The sequence below is a fragment of the Planktothrix sp. PCC 11201 genome (assembly GCF_900009135.1).
In the GTDB taxonomy this organism is placed as follows: Bacteria; Cyanobacteriota; Cyanobacteriia; order Cyanobacteriales; family Microcoleaceae; genus Planktothrix.
On sequence record NZ_LT797688.1, the window covers coordinates 592,729 to 616,328 of the forward strand.

Below are 23,600 nucleotides of genomic sequence, written 5' to 3' on the forward strand. Positions count from 1 at the left end.
TCCCTAAAATTATCACGCATAAAGTGCGATCGCTTTTTTTATAAGAAGGCGATCACACTCCCATATAATGATTGTAGCAATGGATAAGAATATAAGTAAAAAAAATTGAGTTGACTGACGCTAGAAAACTCAACTTTTTTTGTTATGACTTAAACAGGTAGAAATAAGCTAACGATTTTTCTATTTACCTCCAAAAAGTTTATATACTCCGTATCCGATAGCCGCAGCAGCCGCAACAGGTGCAGCAGCAACGATGGCAGTACCAGCAATTGCACCTCCCCCAACAACACCACCGATACCTGCAAGAGTACCCATAATTGCAGCACCAGAAGCACCACCAGCTACGGTTGCTAAACCAGCACCAGCTATACCAGCAGCAGCCCCAATATTTGTAGCTGTTCTTGCCGCTGCACGAGCACCATTCTCTTCATCAGACAAGTCAGGTTGGTTTTTGAACAAAGTTTCATTCATTATTTTTGCCCCAAGATAAGCTGGGCCTGCTGCTAATACCGCAGGCCCAACAGCCATCCCACCACCAACCACGCTACCTGCGGCAGCTAAACCCGAAGTAATTCCTGCTCCTGAAGTTGCTGCAACAGTCAACCCCGTAGCTGCACTGGCAGCCGCACCTACCGCAGCACCAGTTTCTACAACCGCTTTAGCTGTTTTGACTGTATTTCCATCAATACCCGTAGTTTTTTCTACAACAGTCTCCGTACCCTGTTCAAAAGCTTTTTCAACAGCTTGACGGGCGATATCTTCAAAACTCATATTTGTAATTCCTAGTTTGATATTTGAATACTGTCTTTATTATTTCTTAAAAATCGAAGTTTTGTCTAGCTCAAAAACATCCTATTTTGACAACAATTTTTACCGACGTTCATCTTCTTATAATCTAGTTTTATACAAAAATATACAAAAATGTCTAAAAAAATCAGCCCATGTACGCTATAATACACAAAACTCTCCCATCTCCTAGCCCAAATGAACCTTAAAGAAATGTTAAAAGTGGCTGATAAGATAGTATTTGCTAAAACGGGTAGGCATCTTGATGATTTAGAGGAAGCGGTATTGCGGGGAACACTGGAACGGGAAACATACAAACAAATTGCTAAGGATTTTGATTGTTCGGAGAGTAATGTGAGAAATACAGGATCAAAATTATGGCAGATCTTTTCAGAGAAGTTAGGGGAAGATGTTAATAAATCTAATTTTAAATCTGCAATGGAGAGGTTGAAAAACTCTAATGTTTTAAACTTCGCACAAAATGTTAGTCATAGTTTTAATATTTGTGGAGAAAGTAGACATCCGCCGGATATACCCAACCCTTATCAGCAAAACGAGAATATTTCTCAGTCTAAATCAACTGAAACTCTGCATAATGATTTAAGTGAAATGCCTGATTTGGGTGCTTTTTATAATCGCACTCCTGAACTAGAAACCCTGACAAATTGGATTTTACAAGAACAATGTCGTCTAATTGCTATTACGGGTATTAGTGGTATTGGGAAAACGGCGTTAACGGTGCAACTGGTTCAACAAATTAAGGATGAATTTGAGTATATAATTTGGTGTGATTTTGACTCATCGCCGACTTTAGCGGAATTTCAAAGTAATTTGATTCGGATAATTTCTCAGTCTGAACAGTTAGATTTATCTGCCAATAATCAGAAATTTTTACCTCTAATTAAATATTTGCAAAAGTATCGCTGTTTAGTTATTTTAGATAATATTCAAAATCTTTTTAGTAGCGGCGAATTAGCGGGAAAATATAAACCAGGCTATGAAGATTATCGCACTTTATTTAAACAAATTAAAGAATTATCTCATCAAAGTTGTGTTGTGTTAACGGGTTGGGAACAACCTAGAATTATAACTGAGGTTAAAAGCGAAAATTCTCTAATTCGGACTTTACGACTGACGGGTTTAGATGTTCTGGCGGCGCGGGAAATATTTAGAGATAATGGGTTAACAGAAATTGACCCCTGGGATGCAATTATTCAACGCTATCAAGGCAATCCCTTCTGGTTAAAAAGTATAGCAAATTTGATGCAGGATTTGGGAGAATGTGAAATTGAGGTATTATTGAATAATACTCTATTGTTACCTGAAGATGTGAAAGAGAGTTTACAGCAACAGTGCGATCGCTTATCGGAAATAGAAAAACAAGTGATATCTTTATTGGCAAAGGAAAACCATCCGGTTAATTTAGTTAAACTGTTAGAAAATAGTAAAATTAATTCATCGGATTTAATTAATGCCCTACAGTCTTTATTAAAACGGTGTTTAATTGAACAACAAGGAAATTTTTATACTGTTTTACCTTTAATTAAGCAATATATAGAAAGTCTAAATCAGTTGTACAAATAGCTAGAAATCCAAATAATCGTAGGGGCGAGGCGCGCCTCGCCCCTACACACCTCTCTTACCTGAAAATATTATATAATTTAGTTATATATACTTTAAAAAACGGATGGAATCCTCAACAATCAGACAGTTTACTCTGAATGAATATCACCGTTTAATTGAGTTGAATTTCTTTCAGACTGATGAACGGGTAGAATTAATTCGGGGAGAAATTGTTAAAATGGCGGCTAAAGGAACTGCCCATGCGGTTTGTAATACTCGGTTGATGACAAAGTTAGTTATTTTAATCAACGAACGCGCGATTATTCGAGGACAAGAACCGATTATCTTACCCTCTAATAGTGAACCTCAACCGGATGTTGCTATTGTCAAAAATCGGGATGATGATTATTTATCTTCCCATCCTCAACCAGAAGATATTTTACTGGTGATTGAGATTTCTGATTCTAGTTTAAATTATGATCAGGATGTGAAATTATCCCTTTATGCTGAAGCTCAAATACATAACTATTGGATTTTTAATTTAATAGATGATCATTTAGAAACCTATACCGAACCTTATCAAGAACATAACGGTATATTTCGCTATCGAACTAAACGAATTTTTCTTAAAGATGAATTGGTTTTAATTCCAGGTTTTAACGATATTTATATTAATTTGTCAGAGATTTTTTGGGGGATATTGTAGTGAGGTGGTGCGTGAGATACATCTGACGCACCCTAGGGGTTTAAGGAATAGCAATAAACTGGTTAATGGCGTCTATAAGTTGATCAATTTCTGAGGTTAGGGTAAAGTAATGAACACAAGCTCTAACGCAGTTGGGATCGAGGAGAGTTCTCAGGAAAATACCTTGGTTTTCTAAAGTATTAACTAAGGATTTATGGGATTTTCCATCAGTGAGTTGAAAGGAAACTAAACCCGCTTCGGGCGGAGAATTTCTTAAACATTTAATTTGGGGAATTTCTAATAATTTTTGCCATAAATATTGACTATTTTGACAAATTTTTTGATAGCGTTCTGTTGCCGTTCCCCATTGATGATGGAGAGCGATCGCCTGGCGTAAAGCCGCATATAATGGATAGGCGGAAGTTGCCACTTCATAGCGTTTTCCATCCGGTGTCCAAGAAATCGGTTTTCCCTGTTCATCACCCATAATACTGCGCCATCCAATAAAGGTTGGAGATAATTCTGATCGAGATTGGGAACTAACATATAACCCCCCCAATCCATCTGGCCCACAAAACCATTTATGACCTGTAAAGGCATAAAAATCAACCCCAGTTTCTGTTAAGTTTAGGGGTAAAACTCCTACGGATTGAGCCGCATCTACTAATACTTTTGTGTTATAATTATTGTGGCAAAGGTTAACAATTTCTGTCAAGGGTAATACTTGTCCTGTATTCCATAAAATATGACTAATGACTAATAGACGAGTATGGGGTTTTAAATACTCAGAAATCATCGCTACGGGATTACCTTGGTTTAAGGTTTCTCTCAGGGGAAAAAACGAAACTTCCAGATCAAAACGACGTTGAATTTCTTGAATAATTGCTAAAATTCCGGGGTGTTCACAATCGGAAATCAACAGATGATCTCCGGGTTGCCAATCAATTCCCCAGAGGGCAATATTACAGCCTACAGTAACATTTTCGGTGAACGTGAGGGTTTCCGGTGAGATTCCTAATTCCTTAGCCAGCAAATGGCGAGTTAATTGGGTTTCTTGGTTTTGCCATTGGTTGACTTTCCCCGAAAAGGGGCCATGGGATTGCATATATTTATACCCTTCAACAATGGCATCTATTGACACCTGGGGCAATGGCCCTTGTCCACCATAATTAAAATAGGCTTTATTCGTTAATGCGGGAAAATTTTGGCGATGGGTTTCTAGGGACGGAGTTGTCATAATCCTGAGTATTCGTTATTTTTTGTTAAGGAACACTTTTAAGTTTAATCTGAAGGGGATATCTGAATTTATTATTGACACTCAAATCATCATGTTAATCACCGATAAACAACTGTTACTTTATCAACGCTGTCAGAGGCGGGCATTTTTAGACCGTTATGGCGATATTTCTCAACAAGATCCGCCGAGTGATTTTTTACTCAAACTAATCCAGGATAGTTTTGCCTATCAGCAAAGTATTTTATCAAATTATCCCTATTCTAAACTAAATTCTTTTTTTAGAAATTGGGAGTTGGGGGCAAAACAAACGATAGAATTAATGCAGCAAGGAGTGGAGCGAATCTACCAAGGGGTTTTGCTGAAGTCAGAGGTAATTAATGCTTCTGATTTTATTGTAGATGGGTCATCCATAGAATCTGATGAGATGATTCAGATCCGATTATTGAGTTCTCCTGAATTATTGGTTAAACAGCCGGGAATTTCTAAATTTGGAGATTGGATTTATGTTTCCCAGGATATTAAGTTAGGTAAACGTCCTAAACTCGATTATCAAGTGATATCGGCGTTTCATGCTTATTTATTAACAGATATTCAAGGAATACAGCCGGAAACAGGTTGGTTGATTTTACGAGGAAAAGCACCCTATGCGGTTAATTTAGAGCAACGTCTGCCGCAGATGGAGAAGGTTTTAAATAATTATTTAAACATGGTTTTATCGGGTCAGGAACCGGAGGTCTTTATTGCGAGACAAAAATGTAATTTATGTCAATGGCATAGTTATTGTTTGGAGGTGGCGCGATCGCAAAATCATATTTCTTTGATTCCGGGGGTGACTCCAACCCGTTATTTACGGTTACAAGAACTTAATTTAACCACCGTTGAAACCTTAGCAAAGGCTACCCAGGAACAATTAGAAGTGTATCCCGAATTTGCCGAAGGAATTGCCTTACAAATTATCAAACAAGCAGAATCAAATTCAGAGAATAAAGCGATTAAACGTCGGGAAGAATTTATCAGTTTTGAACAACATTTTAATTCTAGCGAATGGATTGATATTTTTAATGATAACTCTCAAACAAAATTAAAAAAATTTCCCGTTGAAATTTATTTTGATATTGAAGCTCAACCCGAATTAAACTTGGATTATCTCCATGGAATTTTAGTGGTAGATAACCGTTCAAATCAACAAAAATTTTATCCGTTTTTAGCAGAAAATCAGAACCAAGAGGAATTGATTTGGAAACAGTTTTTAGAATTAGTTTGGATGTATCCCATCGCTCCTATTTTCCATTTTTGTGACTATGAACCTAAAACCATTAAACGATTGGCAATGGTTTATAATACCCCAGATTATTGGTGGAAACCCGTGTTAAACCGATTTATTGATCTTCATGCCAAAATGACAGAAACCGTCACCCTTCCGGTGGAAAGTTACGCTCTGAAACCCGTGGCGAAATGGTTAGGATTTGAATGGCGTGATCCGAAAGCAAATGGGGCTCAATCTGTTTGTTGGTATGAACAATGGTTAAAAACAGGCGATCGCAAATTATTAGATGCTATTGTTCAATATAATGAAGATGACTGTCGCGCTACATTTCATGTTAAAAAATGGTTAACAGAGTTTCTTAATGATTCAATGTAATATAGATTAATCATGAAAATTATAGAGCTTTAAAGGAAGATTAAATCTATGACTCAAGAACAAAAAACCGATCGTCAACGAGGACATCAAGCCAATGAACGGACATTTTTAGCCTGGTTAAGAACCTCTATTTCTTTAATTGCTTTGGGGTTTGCTATCACTCAATTTAGTTTGTTTTTACATCAATTAAAATCCTCTTTTTCAGAAAAAAGTTTTTATAATAATCATATTTTTAACTCCGATAATATTGGGATTATTCTAGTGATTACCGGAATGATTATTATTGTAATTGCAGCTTGGAATTATAATCAAGTTTTTTGGCAAATTGAACAGGGAAATTATCAACCCAACCGTTTGTTAATTTGGATGATGACAGCCATTGTTATTATCCTAGGATTGATGAGTTTACCGTTATTTTTCCGTCGAGATTTACCTCAAAAAAATGTTCCTAATTCTTTGGAATTACAAAGTAATCGATCTTTACCTTTTATTGCCAATATTTTAATTGGGCTTCGATATTAATTTCCTATCCCTTAGATGATCTCGCAAAAATAAAAGCATAGGTGAATTTCATGCGAATTTTATTATCTATTTTATTCATAATTTTAACCCTAACCTTTTTCTTGATTTTTAGTACCTCAAGTGTGGCGATTTCCACAATAATTGATTTTATGGGTCAAGGGGATTTATCCACGGGATTGATCTATAATAATACAGAAGTCGGTGGTTTATCAGGAATCACCTATAACCCCGAACAACAGGTTTATTATGTTATATCCGATGACCCTAGTAATATCAATAAAGCTCGATTTTATACCCTAAAGATTGATTTAAGTTCCGGTTCTCTTACGGAAACAGGGGTAACTGTAATTGGTGTGACTTTGTTATTAACAGAAACCGGAGAACCCTTTACTAAAGATAGTCTTGATCCTGAAGGAATTGCTTTTTCTGGAAATGGTATTTTTATTGTTTCGGAAGGGAATCTTTATCAAAATATTCCAGCTTTTATTAAGGAGTTTTCTTTGGAGGGTAAACTATTACGTTCTTTACCTATTCCTGAAAAATTTATGAATGAGAATGGAAATAAAAATCAAGGACTCCGTTCTAATTTATCCTTAGAAAGTTTAACTCTAACGCCCGATCAAAACTATTTATTTACAGCGAGTGAAAATGCCTTAATTCAGGATGGAGAAATAGCGAATTTAGATCGGGGAACACCCTCTCGAATTTTGCGATATAATTTGCAAACTAATCAACCGGATCAAGAGTTTTTATATATTACCGATCCCTTAGCCAATTCTTCTTTTATTGCAGAACAGTATAATAGACAGGGTTTAGTTGATTTATTGGCAATTGACGATCAGCATTTAATCAGTTTAGAGCGGTCTTTTTCCTTGGGTTTAGGATATACGATTAAGTTGTTTTTGGTCAATTTAGAGCAAGCGGATAATATTCAAGATTTGCCGAGTATAAAACAAGCAAATTCAGAAATTGTACCCGCAGAAAAAACGTTATTACTCAATTTAAACCGTTTAAATATTTTGATCGATAATATAGAAGGATTAACTTGGGGTTCTCCCTTACCCGACGGCGGGCGATCGCTCATTCTAATTAGTGATAATAACTTTATGAGTTTACAAACTACCCAAATTATCGCATTAAGAATTAATCCCAACGTAGTAAGCCCTTCAGGGCTTTGAGGCGTAAACGCCTCACTACAAGCTTTGAGGCGTGAACACCTGACTACAAGAGCATAACCAAAGTTTAACCTGGGAGACTTGACAACCGATTGGGGTGATCGGCTATGCTTAAGGGAGAAACGTCGGTACTCAGTCTCTCGCTCTTAAATGGAGTAGTCCAGCCCGCGCTTGTCGGGTTTGAGAGGGGATCAAAAACCAAACCTCATTGGGGGTGAAATTCTTCTTTACCTAGCAGGACAACACCTTTTTCGTCGGATTATAAGGACTTTTGTATCGGGTTTGGTGACTTTCCAAGGGCCAGTGGTCGAACTGGCAATATCCATTTAACCTGTGCATAAAGTCGATTAAAAGAACAAAATTTAATTAATTTATTAACCCATTTTTATGAGTGTCTAACTCGATAAAACCTGACTATTACTGTGTCCCCACACAGGGCAGAGTTTTATCATCAGCATTAATTTTTAACCCTAGAACTATATCAATTGAAGTCGGGAAACCTCAGTCTTGAGATATTTCCGGCGACGCTTTGGTTAGGTTTAAAACTCTCCGTTATTAATATTAATGGAGAAGAATCAAAGGTTGTATTCCTACAACAACCTCCAGTTTTTGGTACAAATTTTTCAGTTCAAGATTAAGTTAAAACCCTCCGAATATTCGGAAAAGTTTATTATGAATACCTTAATGATTAAATCCTACGAAGGTCAAAAAGATTGGTCTGCGATCGCTCATTTATTTAAAGCCTGTCAAACCGTTGATCATCTTAGCGAAGATGAAAGTTTAGCAGAATTAAAATTAGGACTATCTTCTCCTAATGTTAATCCTCAAAAAGATATTCGTCTGTGGACAGATACGGAGAATCAACTTTTAGGGTTAATTGGGATTGAACCCTTAGCCTCTAAACTGGTAATTGATGGATATTTTGGTCTATATATTCATCCGAGTATCCGCTCTAGCAATTTAGGAAAAGAAATGTTGCGCTGGTGTGAAACTCGCTTGCGAGAAATCGGACAACAAAAACGACAACCCGTACAACTACGAACCTATACTTTAGAAAACCAAAACCAACAAAATCAACTCCTAAAAAAACAAGGATTCAAAGTAGATCGTCAATTTATTACCATGGCGAAATCCTTAGAATCTCCCCTTTCCATTCCCCCATTTCCCTCGGATTTTAGATTATCTCATTGCCAAGGAAAACAAGATATTTCTGCTTGGGTCGATTTATTTAATGAATCCTTTATTGATCATTGGGATCATCATGAACTCACCCTAGAACAAGCCAAATATTGGCAGAATCAACCTGAATATCAACCTGAATTAGATTTAGTCGCCGTTGCTCCTAATGGAACCTTTGCAGCCTTCTGTAAGGCTCAATTAAACTCTGATCAAATCGGTTGGATTCAATGGTTAGGAACTCGACGAGGATTTCGGAAATTAGGTCTAGGAAAAGCCATGCTCTTTGCTGGTTTATCCCAACTGCAAAAAGCCGGAGCAACTACCGCAAAACTGAGCGTAGATGCCGATAGTTTGACCGGAGCCACTAAGCTCTATGAATCCGTTGGTTTCCGACCAGTAGCCACTTGGTTATCCTGGGTCAAACCCTTATCCCGTCAAAATATCAGCCAACTTTTCCCCCAACAAGTCACGGCTTAAATCAGGTATAAAATAAGGTAGAGACGTTGCATACAACGTCTCTACCGGGGAATGTGTAGAAAACATTGACAGATTTCATATTAGATTTTCTCCTAAAATTCTCTCAATTTCATTAAATATTTTAGGGGAAAATATGGGAAGTATTAATTGTCAACCATTAATATTCCTTTAAAATAAAATTGAATTTTTTCTCACTTCTTCCGGTTCTGGTTTTATGCGTAAATCTTCAATCAGTTGGTGGAGATGATCGGAATTGGCTTGATACATTTCTCCGCAAAATTCACATTTAGCTTCCGCACCGTTATCTTTTTCAATCATATCTTGAAGTTCTTCCGTCCCGAACATTTTTAGAGCCCCTAATACCCGTTCAAAAGAACAACTACAGTCAAAGCGAACTAATTGAGATTCGGGCAAAATTACTAATCCTATATCTCCTAGTAATTCCTGTAAAATATCCGGTAGGGTTTGACGCGCTCTCAATAAAGGAGTAAACCCAGATAAACTCGCCACCCGGGATTCTAACTTAGCAATTAATTCTTCATCCGTTGCTGCTTTTGGTAAGATTTGTAATAATAAACCCCCCGCCGCTTGTACCCCTTGTTTATCCACAAATACCCCTAAAATTAAAGCCGAAGGTGTCTGTTCAGAATTAGCCAAATAGTGGGTAATATCATCACCAATTTCACCGGAAACTAATTCAACTGTGCTGGTATAGGGATAGCCATAACCCACATCTCGCACCACCCGCACATAACCATTCTGGCCGACGGCCCCACCGACATCCAATTTGCCCAGGGAATTCGGCGGTAATTCCACCTCGGGGTTGCCCACATAACCTCGGACAGTGCCATTTAACCCGGCATCCACTAAGACTCCATCCAATGGCCCATCGCCCTTGATGCGGATATTAACTCGGGATGTAGCCCGTTTCATACTCGATGCTAAGAGCAACCCGGCGGCCATTGTGCGTCCTAGGGCTGCGGTTGCCACATAGGAGAGTTTGTGTCGTTGTCTGGCTTCTTCCGTCAGACGGGTGGTAATCACTCCTACAGCCCGAATTCCGCCCTCTGCCGCCGTTGCCCGAATCAGTTGATCTGCCATTTTTACAATTTTTCACAATTTGTACCTGCTCCCATTTTAATTTTTTCTGGGATCAGGTGTTAGGGGTCAGTCAAAATTGATTTTGATTTGATATAATCAAAAAATGTTATAATCAAAAAACTAACAGTTATTAAAGTAGAATTATTATGCTCGGTACGTTTCAACAAAGTAGTATCCGTATTGAAGTAAACGCCAAGGAAGCTGATATTCGAGATAGTTTATTGCGTCCGATTCAGTTGCAAAAATGGTTATGGCCTCAACAGTTTAACCCGGGAATTCCTGAACAACTTCAATCGGGATTAACCTTTACCAGTTCCCTTGGCCCGGTAAAAATTCAACATTATGTGGATGTCAGTCAACCGAATTGTTTAAGACTGTTATTAAGTCAAGGAATTGATGGTTTCCATGAGTGGTATTGGGGGGAAGGTTGGGTACAATCTCGTTTAGAAGGAATTTCTATATTACCTTTGAATTTGGGTCAAACCATCAGTTTAATCCAGTTACGCGAGTTCCTAGTTAAGAAAAATATCCCGCAAACTTAGGTTTTATAAAACCGATAAAAAGGTTTTAATCCCTAATCCTAAGACCGCCAACATAAATAATCGCTTGATCCAAATATTACTGGTATTAAGGGCAATTTTTGCCCCTAATATTCCTCCCAAAAACATTGCTAAACTTAGCAACATTCCTAATTTATAATTAACTAGTCCATAGGAGATAAAAATTAGAGTAGCAACTAAGGAGGAAAACAGATTTATGACTTTAGTGACCGCGACAGCTTCAATAAAGGTTTGATTAAATAGCATCACATAACTTGCCGTTAGTAGGGTCACATAACCACCACTAAAAAATCCCCCATAAATTCCTAATAAAAAGGTGACTAGATATCCTAAAGTTTTTGCTAACTTTGAGGGAGGGGTTGGGTTGGGTTTCACTCCGGTTTGGGGATTTAAAAATACAAAAATTGCGATCGCAACCATAAATAAAGAAATTAATAAAGATAGGGTATTTTTAGAAATTGTAAAAACTAAAAAAGCACCTAAAATTGAACCTAATATTGTTAAAATAATTAAACTTGGTAAACGCTGAGGATTAATTTTTTTTTCCCGAATAAAAGGAATTGTTCCCCCTAAACTTAGAAAAGTTAATGCTAACATATTAGTGGCGATCGCCATATCCGCTTCTATCCCCATTTGTAGCATCACCGGGACGGTAATTAAAGACGTACAACCCGTGACCACACTAATAATTCCGGTCAAGAAAAAAACTAAAACTAGAGTTAGTAAAAAAATGGGTGTCAGTAAGTTTTCCATCTGATCAAAATTATTGGATCATAATTGGAATTTCAATGATCAATCATCGGACTGTATCACAATATTTCGGGATTCAATTTCTTGGATAAAAATTTTTAAACTTGGATTATTGCGATAATATTTTATCAAGGTTTTATGTTTACTGTAAGGATCAGAAACGATTCTATAATATTCAGGTTTTTTAGCATCAATTGTAAAATTATTTTTAGTTTTAATAAGAGCTTTATTTAACGTATCTAAACAGTTTTTTATTTTTTGCTTCCGATTATCTGTATAGTAAAGAGGAAGTAACCAGCATTCAATAGAATGTACAGCGATCGCAAAAATAATTCTATCATAATATTTACTATAAAAATCTTCCCCGATTAAAATCTTGAATTTTTCTTTAACTTTTTCTATTAATTTTTCCGGACTCAATTCACCATTTTTGTCTTGATGAGAAATCCCATAATTAATATCTTCTGAAACGTCAGTATCAATGTGAATAATCAGATAGTCATTAAATTGAAAAGATTGTTTAAAATCTTGGGTCTGAAAATATTTAAAAACCAGTGTCCAACCTCCATAGTCTGATTTATCCTCATTATCCTTATCTCTTTCGGGTTGGAGAGGATTAACAATTAAATCATTTGTGTTAAAATATCCACTTAAAATATTTTCAATCACAATCTGATCTGTAAGTCCTTCAGTAATTAATCCAAAAGTAATCATAACTAAAAATTTTTAGGTAGTCCCCCAATATAACCGCGTAAAAATGCTTCTGATAATCTCACAGGTTCCTCTCCCTCCGGTGGTTTTGGGGGTAAAATCCTTTCTGCTTTAGTATAACCTAAGCGATTACGGTAAATTACAAAAAGTCTTTGTTGATCATCCTCCAAATCTAATCCATCTAAAATAGCAGGATTATGAGTGGTAAAAATAACCTGTCGATCATATTTTTTTGCTAACTGTACTAATTCTTGAACTAACCGACGTCCCAATCTGGGATTTAGGGTAACATCAATATTATCGACTGCAAAAAATTTAGGGGTGTTATCACTGATAAACAGACAAAAATAGAATAGTAAAAATAAGAATCCTTCATTAGAACTATTTTGATCAAAGTATTTTTGTTTTCGTGAAAGAAGATATCGATCAGCAATTTCAATGCTTTTTTGATTCAGGGATAATTCATCAGAAATCCTGAAATCCTTCAACCAATCTATAAGCTGCATTTTTTCTTTTATCTCTTGAATTTTTTCTTGATTTTTTTCTGCATTTAAAACCGTTAATAGTTTTAATAATCCTTCTCCATGAATTCCCAAAGGTTGAATTTGACCTTCTTCTTTAAAAATTCGTAAACTTGAATTCTCTGGAGAAAAAATCAAAAAGTTTTTTAAAGTTGAATTATCAGGATTTCGCATGATAAAACTTTTTACATTTTGTTTAACATAATCTGATTTTGATAGATTTGGTGGGGAAATACCGTCATTTTCAAGAGATTCATAAAATAACCTGCTCATCATCTTATATTCAGAGATTTCCTCTGAAATTTCCGAAATCTTACTAATCCAACTAGAGTAGGGTTCCCCATCATGTTGTAAATTATAGGTAATAATCTTATCGTTTTGAAACTGGAAAGATGTTTCAATTTCTTTGTTAAGATCATCAGAATTAAAAGCGGATCGCATGAATTGAGGTTCCGTTATTCTAATTCCTCTGGATGCTAAAAACTCATGATCAAGTTTATCACTTGCTGCGGCTGAACTTAACGCGATCGCTTCCAAAATATTCGTTTTTCCACAACCATTTTCACCAATCAAAACCGTTACCCTTCCCAGTTTAAGTTTCAATTGATCAATGGATTTAAAGTTTTTAATGGTAATCTCTTGAATCATGGTTATCTTCTGGTTTCGGATTTAAAAGGTTTGTGAAAAATTAATTTTTAGCATTCTTTAGAGAAAGTCAAGTTTTTAATCATTATATCATAAGTCTTTGGAATTGTTAATCACTTTGAGACAAAATTAAGTTTAAAATATTCATTTCCTTAGAGTGAAACAGTTGATTTTCATTAAATAAATTTTTACCCAGTTTATCCATCGAGTTAGTATTAAAAACCACATAGGGAAGATTTCTATAATTACCATCGACAGGTAGAATATTATCCGCAGAAGCGAGAGCATAAACTAAGCGTCTTAGAATATCTTGAAAGGATGGAGGTAACAATTTGCGATCGCTTAAAAAATACTCCTCTAATTCAGAAAAGGTTAAAAAAGTTTGAATGGGAAAAGCATAATAGCGATCGCAACTTTTAGAAGTTTGTATGACTTGTTGCGATCGCTCTTTAACCTCGACTAAAGTATAGACTAATTCCAAAGCAGAAGCAACCAGTGTCTTAATTTGTTTGGGATAATTTCCCTTTGCTAAACCCCACAGTTGTTTAAAAAAATCGCTATTTTCTAAAGCAAAAATCCGAGATAAATCAATATAATTAATTTCCCTAACCGTTTTTTCCGATAACGGAATAATCAATAAACTTCCTCGCACATAGGTTTTTTCTAAAGGGGGGAGATCCAAAAATTGATCTAAACTTTTTTCCAATTTAGATAAAATTTCCCATCCCAAAGATAAATAAGATACTTCCTGTTGAGTTTTAGAGGTGACAGGAGGACGATAAATTTCTATTTTTTGAGCGGATAATAAATTTAATAATCGTTGAGAAATCTCTTTTAAGTGTTGATCTTGACGATGCTTTTTAGACTCTTTTTGTACTTCCTGATATAGAGTTACCATTGACCCCAAAAAACTATCTCCTCCTTGTTTAATCGACTTTCCCCCAATCGGAATCATCACATAACTTTGAAATCCAATTTGACCCGATCCCACAATTCTAGTCATAATTGATGCTTTTAAAATAATCAGAATATTCAACGCACTTAAACAGGATTCTTGTAAATAAATTTTGGCTAATTCCTGAGATTCTGCTGGAGATAAAGGGTGATTATCTTGATCAACTTTAGGGGTAAAATAGATTGCTTTATCCGATAGATAAAACTTAATGAATTTTTCCCCTTGGTCTAAACTTCCCCCGCGACCTCTGTAGATAACTTGAATAATTTCCATTAAATTTTGTTCGATTTGAAACCCGGGAATTTCTACTAAAATATATCGGGTATTCGGGAAGGATAAACCGCGCGATGCGGAAGCAGTCATAAAAATCACATTAACGCTATCCTTGAATTGTTGAATATTGGCGATTTCCTTCTCAGAAAGACTCGCATGAATTTCTAAATAATCTTTTTCTGCTTCAAAGTTAGGGAGTTGCTTCGCAATTAGATCAATCAGTTTTTTGAGTTTATCCTTATTTTGAATATAAACAATAATTTGACCTTGATTTTGATTTAACCTTTGCAAAATATCGCTTTTAATAATATCGATCATTTGATTAATTAACGTTAGATCATCCTCATTATTTTCTTGGTCACTGACTGAGTGAATCAAAACCTGATAATCTATTGTTAATTGAGAAGCGGGATAGGAATTTGCATTAATTAAAGTTGCTGGATATTGATTTAAAAATTTAAACTGATCCACCCATAAACACTGTTGCTGGGTTGGGGAAACCTGTCGAACAAAAATTTTATCTGCTTGGACATTTTGATCGGATAAATGACTTTCAACCACATCCTTTAAGGTTAAAGAAGCATCCGCAGTAATCACTTTAATATTAAACCCATAATCAGGATTTAATAAGTCATATTCTTCGATAAAAGTTTTAATTCCATGTAAAAAAGCAACCCCTTCCGGTGATCCGGTAATTTCATCAATCATAATAAAAATATTTCTCAACCGTTGCGATAGCAGTTTAACTTTTTCAGGAATGACACGACGGGTAGAAGAATTATAAACACTGCTAAAAATTCGTTTTAAATGTTTTAAGGTATTTCCTGATCGGGTTTCTTTTAACGCTTGAATTGATGCGGTCGCAATAATATTATTAGGAAATTGATCAGGATGAATTAAACAAGTATGAATTGCTTCCGATAAACTCGCTAAAACTCCCGCTTGATTTCGCGGTTTTACTTCTAAAACTTCTTCGGAATTTCGCCCAAATCGTTGGGAAGATTTCAACTGATAATCGCGCTCTAAACTAGCATTTAAAAACTTAACTTTTCCGATTTGTACATCTTCGGAAAATCGATGATAATAAGATTCAACCGCACAACCTCCTTTTTGATCATTTAAAATCATCGCATTAGTATTTAAACAAATAATATTATTGTTTAATTGATGGGTAACAGGATCGCAAAATTTTTCGATAATATCCCGATTGACTTGAATCCGGGGACTGACATAAAATAATAGTGTTCCGGTTTCTAAATGGTGTAAAATGTAGTTAGCAATAGCTGTGGTTTTACCAATTCCTGGGTTTCCGGTTAGGAATAAATAGGGAATTTGGGGATCAGAGAGCGATCGCTGAATTAACTCAGCATGAGCATCTCTTAGAGATAGATTATTTTGGGTTAAATGGAGCGATCGCTGTAAGGTTTCAGGAATATTATCAGCAGTATTAAAAAAGTCTGATTCTCTTACTTTTAAGACTTCTTGATGAGTAATTGATGTAATTTGATTCGGTTTTGCTTCAATAATTGAGTTTACCAATTCACTCCCATTTTTAAAACTTTTTGACGCATTACTTTTGATCACATTCAAAACCCGTTTACGATTTTCTGAAATGTTAATTTTGACTTTATGGCGATAGATTTCATAACAGGTTTTTAATATTTTTAAAGATGATTCAGAATTCAGAGAAATTCCATTGATCAGGCGATCGCTATATCCAAAACAGTTAAATTTTACGCTATCACTAGACTTTAAATAGCAATTTTTTAACAAAAAATCATAAAAACTCCAAGCATAACTACCAGCTTGAATAACTTTTACTGCTTCTTTATCTTTAGTCGAAAAAGCAGAAAAATATTGTTCTAATTTTTGAGAAAAAACCTGATAATTATTCGTCTCTCCCGTATCAATTTCTAACCCACAAAATTGAGATTTTGAGCGAATATAATTTAACTCTTGTTTTAATAATTTTTTTAGGGTATCAATATTTTTAATATCCTGAATTGAATAGACCGCAGAAGTAGTAAAAGTTGATAAATCCACCACTAAAATTCGATATTGATCACGATAGCGAGTCAATAATAATGTATCTGCTTTTAAAAACTCTCCCGTGTCTTTATAGTGAATAATATCAACATTATTAAACCCTTGAGTTTCTAAAACCTCTCGATAAGCAGTATTTTCATTTTTTTCGATCAGATTAAAACAGTTATCATTATAAAAATCGCATTGAAAATAGAGAATCTCAATTTCTCGATCATCTTTCCATCCCGTTGCTTCCCTATATTCTCGAATAAAAGTTACCCCGGAAGTCCAACCTTTTTGTAAAAATAATTTTACCCAAGTCAAAATCGTTTGGCGATCTGACCGATCAAAATAATGATTTTCATTGGCTAGTTTTTCACTAATTTTATAGAGATAAATCTGACTTAGGGGAGCAACATAAATATCCTGATAGGATTGTTTAAATTGTCTTTGTTTAAAATAAGTTAAAATTCCTAAATTAAACCCAATTTCAAAGATTCTACCTAATTGTATTCCGAGTTGAGAGATCATTAATTATTCCTCAATTCTTAATTATTTATCAATCATAGATCGCACTTCTAACCATAGTTAAAAATGCTAAAGTATTAAAATTAATATTTTTGGGAGAGTAAGTAAAGCTGGAAAGTGTTCCCAGTCCTTCATCTCCGATGAGTTTACTATAAGGATTTAACTTTAAAACAATATTAGTATTGTTATTATAGCTTTTTTCATAACGGGAAAAATGAAACAAAATAATATAGTTTAAAATTGTTTTTTGGAGAGGAGAAGAATCGTCTAATAATCCTGAAATCACATCTCTTGTATGTTCATCATCATAGATATTTAACAGGGTACTATAACAAACTACACTATTAAAAATAGTTCGCTTTTTATCAACTGTAACTCCCGTAAACAAATTTAAAAATACTTTAGTCCTTTGACTGGGATCATTAGAGAGTTTTTTCAATTCTTCTACATCGGGAATATAGAAAGATTCTTGATTTTTAGTGTTTAAATTCAAAGCAGGATAGGTGTCCATAAAAACCGGATAAAGTTTGAGATCGGGTTTTTCATCTTTGAGGTATTTAATCACCGTTTCCGACATAAAAAATAGGGAGTCTGGGTCAGATTCTGAGCGAATTAATCCCAAACGTCTACTATAGGGTGCTTTCGCAACATATAAGAAATGTCGATATCCTTTTTCTTCATATAATTTAGTGATTTCATCTCGAATTACCGTTGGTTTTTGATACAGTTGTTCATGCTTTTCATTACTAGAAAAGGTTTTAAAGTTATTGATCTGAATGACGTCGGATTTATCAGGATCTCTTTCAATTAAAACAATCTCACCATAAATATTAGAAATCCGTTGGTTTTTATCCGGTTCATTCCAAACCGCATCACTCACCCAACTGGAAACAACAATAATCGCTAATTTATCTAATTGCGGTTTAAAATCACTATTAAATTTAAACCGTTTGGGAAGTAAACAATAGAGAGAAGATAAAGCATTTCTAGTGCGGTATTCAATTCCTTTATTTTCTGTATTTAACCCTTGATCATTTGCTAAACAATCTCGTCTTAAAATATGTGCTAAAGATCGAGTTAAAGTCCTTAAGTATTTCTCATCTTCGCTATCATCAACGGTACTTTGGACATGAAATCGCAAGATAGGAATAAACAAATTTTGGTCTTTGAGGGGATTTTGACAAACGCTAATACACAAATAGGTTAATAAACTAAAGACTTGGCGATAAATTCTAGCTTCAGGAGATTGATTATCTTTAAATATAGTTTCTCTCAGGTCGGTAATATTATAATAAATCGCTATTAGCTTTTTCTCTTTAAAATGTTTATCATAGAGAGAAAGAGGTTTGAATTTTTCGCCTGGTTTTTTTATTTCTTCAGCATTTAATTTTCTGATTGGATAAAACACCACAGGTAGTGCTTTAATTCCATCAATATTATACCTGAGAGCAAATTTCTGTTCTTCCTCTACGGTAAAATAACGCACATCATCAAAGGTAAAAGTTACTTCTAAAGATGCTAAAGAGTCTTGACTCAGTTGATTTTCTTCGACTTTTAAATAAGCTAATGCTTCCCTCCCAGATGAGCGTGAACGACTGGTATCATCATCTTCTAGGTTGATTTTAAAAAAGTTTTGACTATTAATAATATTAATGGGTTTTTCGTGAAGAATATCTTTGTATAAACGTAATTTAACTGTCTTTTGTTCACAGTTTAAAACCGTTTTTTGCATTAGAAAATTTTGCAAAAATGATTTTAAACGATTGACTTTTTGATTAACTTCCCAACCAGAATTAGCGATTTTATTTTTGATGGTTGATAAGAGTTGAGTAATTGCTTCTGGGTTCGTTTGATGGGACTGAAAACCTTTTAAAACTTCCTGTTCAAATTGAAGAATGGGGTTATATTCCTCATCGGGTGTGTTTCCTGTTTCATCAATCGCAAAAATTAGATAATACAAACAAACGGTTTTTAAAACTCTAGTTTTAAAACTTTTTGCTTTGTTAGAATTTTGTAAATATTCTCGATGTCTGGGACTGGTGGGGTCAATTTCTGCGATATGATAATCTAAGGAAGATTTTTCATTATAAGCACTAACGGAACCATTCAGCTTTAAACGTATTCCTAAATTAAATTCTTTAAAATTATTACTATTGCGATTATAACTTTCACCCATTACTCCTTGATAATCAGGAATAATGGGTAAACTATCAAACGCATCGGATTGAGAAAATGCAGTTCTGAGGTTAACGGTTTCTCCTAAATAAGTAATGTCATAATGGGCGTTATCTAAATTCGGATCATTGACATATTCAATCACTATTTTTAAGCGATTAATTAAGGTTTGTAACAGCGTTAAGTCGGGGGAATTTACGTTAGGATGAGTTTTTTGCCATCCTTTTTTGAGATACTCTAAATAGTCAATTTTTAGATCGCGTAAAAGACGAGGTAACGCTTCTTGATCGATAATGCTTCTGAGGTTATTTAAACTGGAGTCGGGTCGAGCTAATAGTTCATTGAATAACTCATTGAGATCCCGTCTTTCTGGTGAATCTTCATCGGTAATAGTTTCAATATGATGTCGAATATATGCGCATAAATTGTCTTGAAAATCTGCCAATCCTGTAAACCGAATATTAAAATGATGTGCTTTAATAATCGCATCACTTCCATTGCTACGATGGGGGGTAAAACTATTTTCCAGGATTAGGCGTTTGGAGTTAAATGGGGATTGTTTATTAAAATCATAGTTAAAAGGAAGATCATCTTTTTCCTGATTAAATTCTCCTAGATCACTACAAATTTTAGCTAGGATATTTTCAGGAGATTCGGGTTGACAAGCTAGATTTAATTTTTCTTTTAATAACTGTTGAATTTGTCTAATTTTATCACAGAATTTAGCAGCATCTTCAAAATTAACGGTGGCGGCGCGAATACCGTTAGTTTGAGTTAAGGGATTGAGGGTTTTATTTTCAGTTGCTATTTTATAAGCAAAATCATAAGCACGAATGAGGAGACGATTTTGATCGTCGGGAGCAAGTTGAAAAATTGGGGTATTTGTTGTTTTAATTTCTTTTAGAATAGTATCTAATAGGGGAATATAATCTAATTTAGGCAGAGAATCAAAGGTTTCTTGCAGAATATGTTGATCAGTCATTGTCAAAATATGTCATAATTGTATAAGTCATATCCATACTACAATCTTTTATGGTAACTGTAAAGTCTGAATTAACAACAAAACCCCTAAACCTAGCTGAATATCTCAATTACAACGATGGTACAGATACCTGCTATGAACTGGTTAACGGAGAACTAATTCCCATGAGTTTAGGAACAGGAAAACACGGTGCAATTATCAAATTTTTAGAGCGCACTTTTGATGCAGAAATCGAGCGTATGGGTTTAAATTGGACTGCTATTCAGAGTGTTTTGGGCATTCAATCTCCCCGTGGGGGAAGATGGGATACAGTTAGAATTCCTGATGTTGTGATTTTACCACTAGAACAATGGCGAGAATTACAAAATAAAGAAGCGGTGATTACACTGAATCAACCCGTACCTTTATTAATTGTTGAAGTGGTGAGTGAGTCTACTAAACGAACGGATTACCGCGCCAAAAAAGCAGAATATAGTGTTTTAGAAATTTCTGAATATTGGATAGTTGATCCTTTAGACAATAAAGTCACAATTCTGACATTAGTTGATGAATGGTATGATGAATTGGAGTTTACTGGAGGGGTTCAAATTCAATCAAAAACTTTTCCTAATCTGGAACTAACAGCCGAACAAATATTAAAATATCAGATATAATATCTGATCTATTTCCGTCTAAATTTTCCTATACTGGTTATTATTAACTGCTATGATTACTTTCAATTCCGCATCAACTCCCCTACTCGGGTTATCTTTGGAACAACTCACCGACTGGGTACAACAGCAGGGACAACCCGCTTATCGAGGAAAACAATTATATGATTGGATTTATCACAAAGGTGCAAAATCTATAGGGGAAATTACGGTATTTCCGAAACAATGGCGCGAGACTATGGGGGATGTGAATATGGGTCGCTCCACGATTCATTATAAGGCGATCGCTCCTGATCAAACCATTAAATATTTATTAAAGTTAGCCGATGGTCAAATTATTGAAGCCGTGGGAATCCCTAGCGAAAAACGCTTAACGGTTTGTGTTTCTTCCCAGGTAGGTTGTCCGATGGGGTGTGATTTTTGTGCGACGGGAAAAGGCGGCTTTACTCGCAATTTAGAACCCCATGAAATTATAGACCAAGTGTTAACAGTTCAAGAGGATTTTCAACGACGAGTTAGTAATATAGTATTTATGGGAATGGGAGAACCTTTATTAAATACAGAAAACGTGATTGCTGCGATTAAATCCCTGAATCAAGATGTGGGAATCGGACAACGAATGATCACTGTTTCTACTGTTGGTTTACGGGGAAAAATTCGGGAATTTGCAGAATATGATTTACAAGTGACTTTAGCGGTAAGTTTACACGCTTCCTATCAAAATATTAGAGAAGAATTAATTCCCAGTGCCAAAGCTTATCCCCTATCCCAATTATTTGCAGAATGTCGAGAATATGTTAAATTAACCGGAAGAAGAATTAGTTTTGAATATATCCTTTTAGCGGGATTAAATGATTTACCCGAACACGCCATAGAATTAGCCAGTCAGTTAAGAGGATTTCAAAGTCATGTTAATTTAATTCCCTATAATCCGATTCAAGAAGTTGATTATAAACGACCCAATACCCAAGGAATTAATGAATTTATGGATATCTTAAAAGATCGTAAAATTGCCGTGAGTGTGAGATATTCCCGGGGGTTAGAAGCGGATGCAGCCTGTGGACAATTACGAGCTTCTCAGGCTTAGATTTTTCCATAAGCGGTATATTTGTATCTCTATACCGCTATAATAAAAATCCAAAATACAATATCTAATAGACAATGAATTCCGTAGAATCTCCCCCAAGCCATCAACCTCCTGAAACCATAGCCTTAACTACAAAAGAATGGTTACAAACCAATCTATTTAATACTTGGTATAATACCCTAATTACAATTGGAATTAGTTCCCTGTTATTATCAATGTTAACAGGGTTTATCTCTTGGGCTTTTACTACTGCTAAATGGAGTGTAATACCCGCTAACTTTCCCCTCTATTTTGTGGGACGTTTTCCCGTCGATCAATATTGGCGATTATGGATAATGTTAGGGATAATTGCTATTTTATCTGGTATAACCTGGGGATTTTTAGCTAGAAATAGCAGGATTTTATTTAGTAATAATATCTTAATTGGGATTGGATTAACAGGAGTTTTGGCGGTTATTACTCCCACTCCGATAGTTTTTCGTCTGCTATTAATTGTGATGCTATTATTATTGGTGGCGTGGGCTTGGGGGGGTAAAACTATCGGAAATACTCAACCAAAACTGGGAAAGTGGTTGCCCTTTTCTTGGTTTTTATTACTCTTAATTTGTGTTTGGTTTATTGGCGGTGGACTGGGATTAAAAGTAGTCGAAACCAACCTATGGGGAGGACTGATGTTGACATTGTTGATGTCAATTATCAGTATTTTATTGTCTTTTCCCATCGGAATATTATTAGCATTAGGACGACAAAGTAGTTTACCCGTAATCAGAATTTTATCCACGGTTTATATTGAAATAATTCGAGGATTACCCTTAATTACAATTCTATTTATGGGGCAAATTTTACTGCCTTTATTCCTTCCTGAAGGAGCGCGACCCGATCGCATTTTACGCGCTATTATTGGATTAACTATGTTTAGTTCCGCCTATTTAGCCGAAAACATCCGAGGGGGGTTACAGGGGATTCCCAGAGGTCAAACCGAAGCCGCCAAAGCCTTGGGATTAAATACCCCCTTAACGGTGAGTTTAATTATTTTACCCCAAGCCTTAAAAGTTGCAATTCCTTCGATTGTTGGTCAGTTTATTAGCCTATTCCAAGATACAACTTTACTCTCCATTGTGGGATTAATGGAATTATTAGGAATGAGTCGATCCATTTTAGCCAACCCTAAGTTTTTAGGACGACATTTAGAAGTTTATATTTTCGTTGGGATTCTGTATTGGATATTTTGTTATGGAATGTCGATAGCCAGTCAAAAATTAGAACAACAATTGAATACGGAACATAAATAAATTCAAAACTGTGTAGGTCGGCGGTAAGAAGAAAGACGCAACAAACCCCCCGAAATAAGGGAGGTTTGAGGGCTATCTC

18 protein-coding genes are annotated in these 23,600 nt (G+C 35.2%); 10 read left to right on the forward strand and 8 right to left on the reverse strand.

What is annotated here, in order from left to right; translation table 11 throughout:
• Positions 1 to 180: 180 nt before the first annotated feature.
• A complete protein-coding gene (locus PL11201_RS03390) occupies positions 181 to 771 on the reverse strand; it encodes an RNA polymerase subunit sigma-24 (RefSeq protein WP_079677188.1) in 591 nt (196 codons plus the stop codon).
• Between the two features lie 213 nt (positions 772 to 984).
• Here PL11201_RS03390 and PL11201_RS03395 point away from each other — a divergent pair, with 213 nt between their 5' ends.
• Positions 985 to 2,370 carry an NB-ARC domain-containing protein gene (locus PL11201_RS03395; RefSeq protein WP_200816690.1) on the forward strand — a complete coding sequence of 462 codons (1,386 nt, stop codon included), beginning with the start codon at positions 985 to 987 and terminating at the stop codon, positions 2,368 to 2,370.
• Between the two features lie 103 nt (positions 2,371 to 2,473).
• Positions 2,474 to 3,055, forward strand: coding sequence for a Uma2 family endonuclease (locus tag PL11201_RS03400; RefSeq protein WP_079677190.1), 582 nt, complete (start codon positions 2,474 to 2,476; stop codon positions 3,053 to 3,055).
• A 40-nt stretch (positions 3,056 to 3,095) separates the two neighbouring features.
• Here the strand turns inward: PL11201_RS03400 and PL11201_RS03405 are convergent, their stop codons facing one another.
• The gene (locus PL11201_RS03405; RefSeq protein ID WP_079677191.1) at positions 3,096 to 4,271 is read right to left on the reverse strand and encodes an aminotransferase class V-fold PLP-dependent enzyme; all 1,176 of its coding nucleotides are present in this window, start codon (positions 4,269 to 4,271) and stop codon (positions 3,096 to 3,098) included.
• A 91-nt stretch (positions 4,272 to 4,362) separates the two neighbouring features.
• On the opposite strand from PL11201_RS03405, the gene PL11201_RS03410 reads away from it, so the two are divergent.
• The 4 genes from PL11201_RS03410 to PL11201_RS03425 all read left to right on the forward strand — a co-directional run bounded on the left by PL11201_RS03410 (position 4,363) and on the right by PL11201_RS03425 (position 9,266).
• Positions 4,363 to 5,913, forward strand: coding sequence for a TM0106 family RecB-like putative nuclease (locus PL11201_RS03410; protein ID WP_079677192.1), 1,551 nt, complete (start codon positions 4,363 to 4,365; stop codon positions 5,911 to 5,913).
• A 48-nt stretch (positions 5,914 to 5,961) separates the two neighbouring features.
• A complete protein-coding gene (locus PL11201_RS03415) occupies positions 5,962 to 6,435 on the forward strand; it encodes a YidH family protein (RefSeq protein ID WP_079677193.1) in 474 nt (157 codons plus the stop codon).
• Between the two features lie 50 nt (positions 6,436 to 6,485).
• Positions 6,486 to 7,613 carry an esterase-like activity of phytase family protein gene (locus PL11201_RS03420; RefSeq protein WP_079677194.1) on the forward strand — a complete coding sequence of 376 codons (1,128 nt, stop codon included), beginning with the start codon at positions 6,486 to 6,488 and terminating at the stop codon, positions 7,611 to 7,613.
• Between the two features lie 669 nt (positions 7,614 to 8,282).
• Complete coding sequence (locus PL11201_RS03425; protein ID WP_079677396.1) at positions 8,283 to 9,266, forward strand: GNAT family N-acetyltransferase; 984 nt, start codon at positions 8,283 to 8,285, stop codon at positions 9,264 to 9,266.
• 168 nt (positions 9,267 to 9,434) lie between these two features.
• Here the strand turns inward: PL11201_RS03425 and hslO are convergent, their stop codons facing one another.
• Entirely contained in the window at positions 9,435 to 10,367 is a 933-nt protein-coding gene (hslO, locus tag PL11201_RS03430) for an Hsp33 family molecular chaperone HslO (protein WP_079677195.1), read from the reverse strand.
• A gap of 146 nt (positions 10,368 to 10,513) precedes the next feature.
• On the opposite strand from hslO, the gene PL11201_RS03435 reads away from it, so the two are divergent.
• Positions 10,514 to 10,909, forward strand: a complete 396-nt coding sequence (locus PL11201_RS03435; protein ID WP_079677196.1) for a hypothetical protein — start codon at positions 10,514 to 10,516, stop codon at positions 10,907 to 10,909.
• A 3-nt stretch (positions 10,910 to 10,912) separates the two neighbouring features.
• On the opposite strand, the gene PL11201_RS03440 is transcribed toward PL11201_RS03435, so the two are convergent.
• The 5 genes from PL11201_RS03440 to PL11201_RS03460 form a co-directional block, all read right to left on the reverse strand.
• Positions 10,913 to 11,680 (reverse strand): sulfite exporter TauE/SafE family protein, encoded by a 768-nt coding sequence (locus tag PL11201_RS03440; protein ID WP_079677197.1) that lies wholly within the window; start codon positions 11,678 to 11,680, stop codon positions 10,913 to 10,915.
• Positions 11,681 to 11,719: 39 nt separating this feature from the next.
• Positions 11,720 to 12,391 (reverse strand): phage tail protein, encoded by a 672-nt coding sequence (locus PL11201_RS03445; protein WP_079677198.1) that lies wholly within the window; start codon positions 12,389 to 12,391, stop codon positions 11,720 to 11,722.
• Positions 12,392 to 12,393: 2 nt separating this feature from the next.
• Entirely contained in the window at positions 12,394 to 13,557 is a 1,164-nt protein-coding gene (locus PL11201_RS03450; protein ID WP_079677199.1) for an AAA family ATPase, read from the reverse strand.
• 106 nt (positions 13,558 to 13,663) lie between these two features.
• Entirely contained in the window at positions 13,664 to 17,338 is a 3,675-nt protein-coding gene (locus PL11201_RS03455) for a helicase-related protein (RefSeq protein WP_079677200.1), read from the reverse strand.
• Between the two features lie 28 nt (positions 17,339 to 17,366).
• Positions 17,367 to 20,492 (reverse strand): hypothetical protein, encoded by a 3,126-nt coding sequence (locus PL11201_RS03460; protein ID WP_079677201.1) that lies wholly within the window; start codon positions 20,490 to 20,492, stop codon positions 17,367 to 17,369.
• Between the two features lie 50 nt (positions 20,493 to 20,542).
• Between PL11201_RS03460 and PL11201_RS03465 the strand changes: the two genes are divergently transcribed.
• The 3 genes from PL11201_RS03465 to PL11201_RS03475 all read left to right on the forward strand — a co-directional run bounded on the left by PL11201_RS03465 (position 20,543) and on the right by PL11201_RS03475 (position 23,521).
• Positions 20,543 to 21,145 carry a Uma2 family endonuclease gene (locus PL11201_RS03465; protein WP_079677202.1) on the forward strand — a complete coding sequence of 201 codons (603 nt, stop codon included), beginning with the start codon at positions 20,543 to 20,545 and terminating at the stop codon, positions 21,143 to 21,145.
• Between the two features lie 52 nt (positions 21,146 to 21,197).
• Positions 21,198 to 22,229: a dual-specificity RNA methyltransferase RlmN gene (rlmN, locus tag PL11201_RS03470; protein ID WP_079677203.1), complete on the forward strand. Its 1,032-nt coding sequence runs from the start codon at positions 21,198 to 21,200 to the stop codon at positions 22,227 to 22,229.
• 74 nt (positions 22,230 to 22,303) lie between these two features.
• Positions 22,304 to 23,521 (forward strand): amino acid ABC transporter permease, encoded by a 1,218-nt coding sequence (locus tag PL11201_RS03475; RefSeq protein ID WP_079677204.1) that lies wholly within the window; start codon positions 22,304 to 22,306, stop codon positions 23,519 to 23,521.
• Positions 23,522 to 23,600 lie beyond the last annotated feature (79 nt).

Coding starts and splice junctions, on each gene's coding strand:
- PL11201_RS03420 (WP_079677194.1), top strand. CDS start 6,486: ATGCGAATTTTATTATCTATTTTATTCATAATTTTAACCCTAACCTTT.
- PL11201_RS03415 (WP_079677193.1), top strand. CDS start 5,962: ATGACTCAAGAACAAAAAACCGATCGTCAACGAGGACATCAAGCCAAT.
- PL11201_RS03440 (WP_079677197.1), bottom strand. CDS start 11,680: ATGGAAAACTTACTGACACCCATTTTTTTACTAACTCTAGTTTTAGTT.
- PL11201_RS03410 (WP_079677192.1), top strand. CDS start 4,363: ATGTTAATCACCGATAAACAACTGTTACTTTATCAACGCTGTCAGAGG.
- PL11201_RS03460 (WP_079677201.1), bottom strand. CDS start 20,492: ATGACTGATCAACATATTCTGCAAGAAACCTTTGATTCTCTGCCTAAA.
- PL11201_RS03445 (WP_079677198.1), bottom strand. CDS start 12,391: ATGATTACTTTTGGATTAATTACTGAAGGACTTACAGATCAGATTGTG.
- PL11201_RS03465 (WP_079677202.1), top strand. CDS start 20,543: ATGGTAACTGTAAAGTCTGAATTAACAACAAAACCCCTAAACCTAGCT.
- PL11201_RS03455 (WP_079677200.1), bottom strand. CDS start 17,338: ATGATCTCTCAACTCGGAATACAATTAGGTAGAATCTTTGAAATTGGG.
- PL11201_RS03395 (WP_200816690.1), top strand. CDS start 985: ATGAACCTTAAAGAAATGTTAAAAGTGGCTGATAAGATAGTATTTGCT.
- PL11201_RS03450 (WP_079677199.1), bottom strand. CDS start 13,557: ATGATTCAAGAGATTACCATTAAAAACTTTAAATCCATTGATCAATTG.
- hslO (WP_079677195.1), bottom strand. CDS start 10,367: ATGGCAGATCAACTGATTCGGGCAACGGCGGCAGAGGGCGGAATTCGG.
- PL11201_RS03435 (WP_079677196.1), top strand. CDS start 10,514: ATGCTCGGTACGTTTCAACAAAGTAGTATCCGTATTGAAGTAAACGCC.
- PL11201_RS03475 (WP_079677204.1), top strand. CDS start 22,304: ATGAATTCCGTAGAATCTCCCCCAAGCCATCAACCTCCTGAAACCATA.
- PL11201_RS03390 (WP_079677188.1), bottom strand. CDS start 771: ATGAGTTTTGAAGATATCGCCCGTCAAGCTGTTGAAAAAGCTTTTGAA.
- PL11201_RS03400 (WP_079677190.1), top strand. CDS start 2,474: ATGGAATCCTCAACAATCAGACAGTTTACTCTGAATGAATATCACCGT.
- PL11201_RS03405 (WP_079677191.1), bottom strand. CDS start 4,271: ATGACAACTCCGTCCCTAGAAACCCATCGCCAAAATTTTCCCGCATTA.
- PL11201_RS03425 (WP_079677396.1), top strand. CDS start 8,283: ATGAATACCTTAATGATTAAATCCTACGAAGGTCAAAAAGATTGGTCT.
- rlmN (WP_079677203.1), top strand. CDS start 21,198: ATGATTACTTTCAATTCCGCATCAACTCCCCTACTCGGGTTATCTTTG.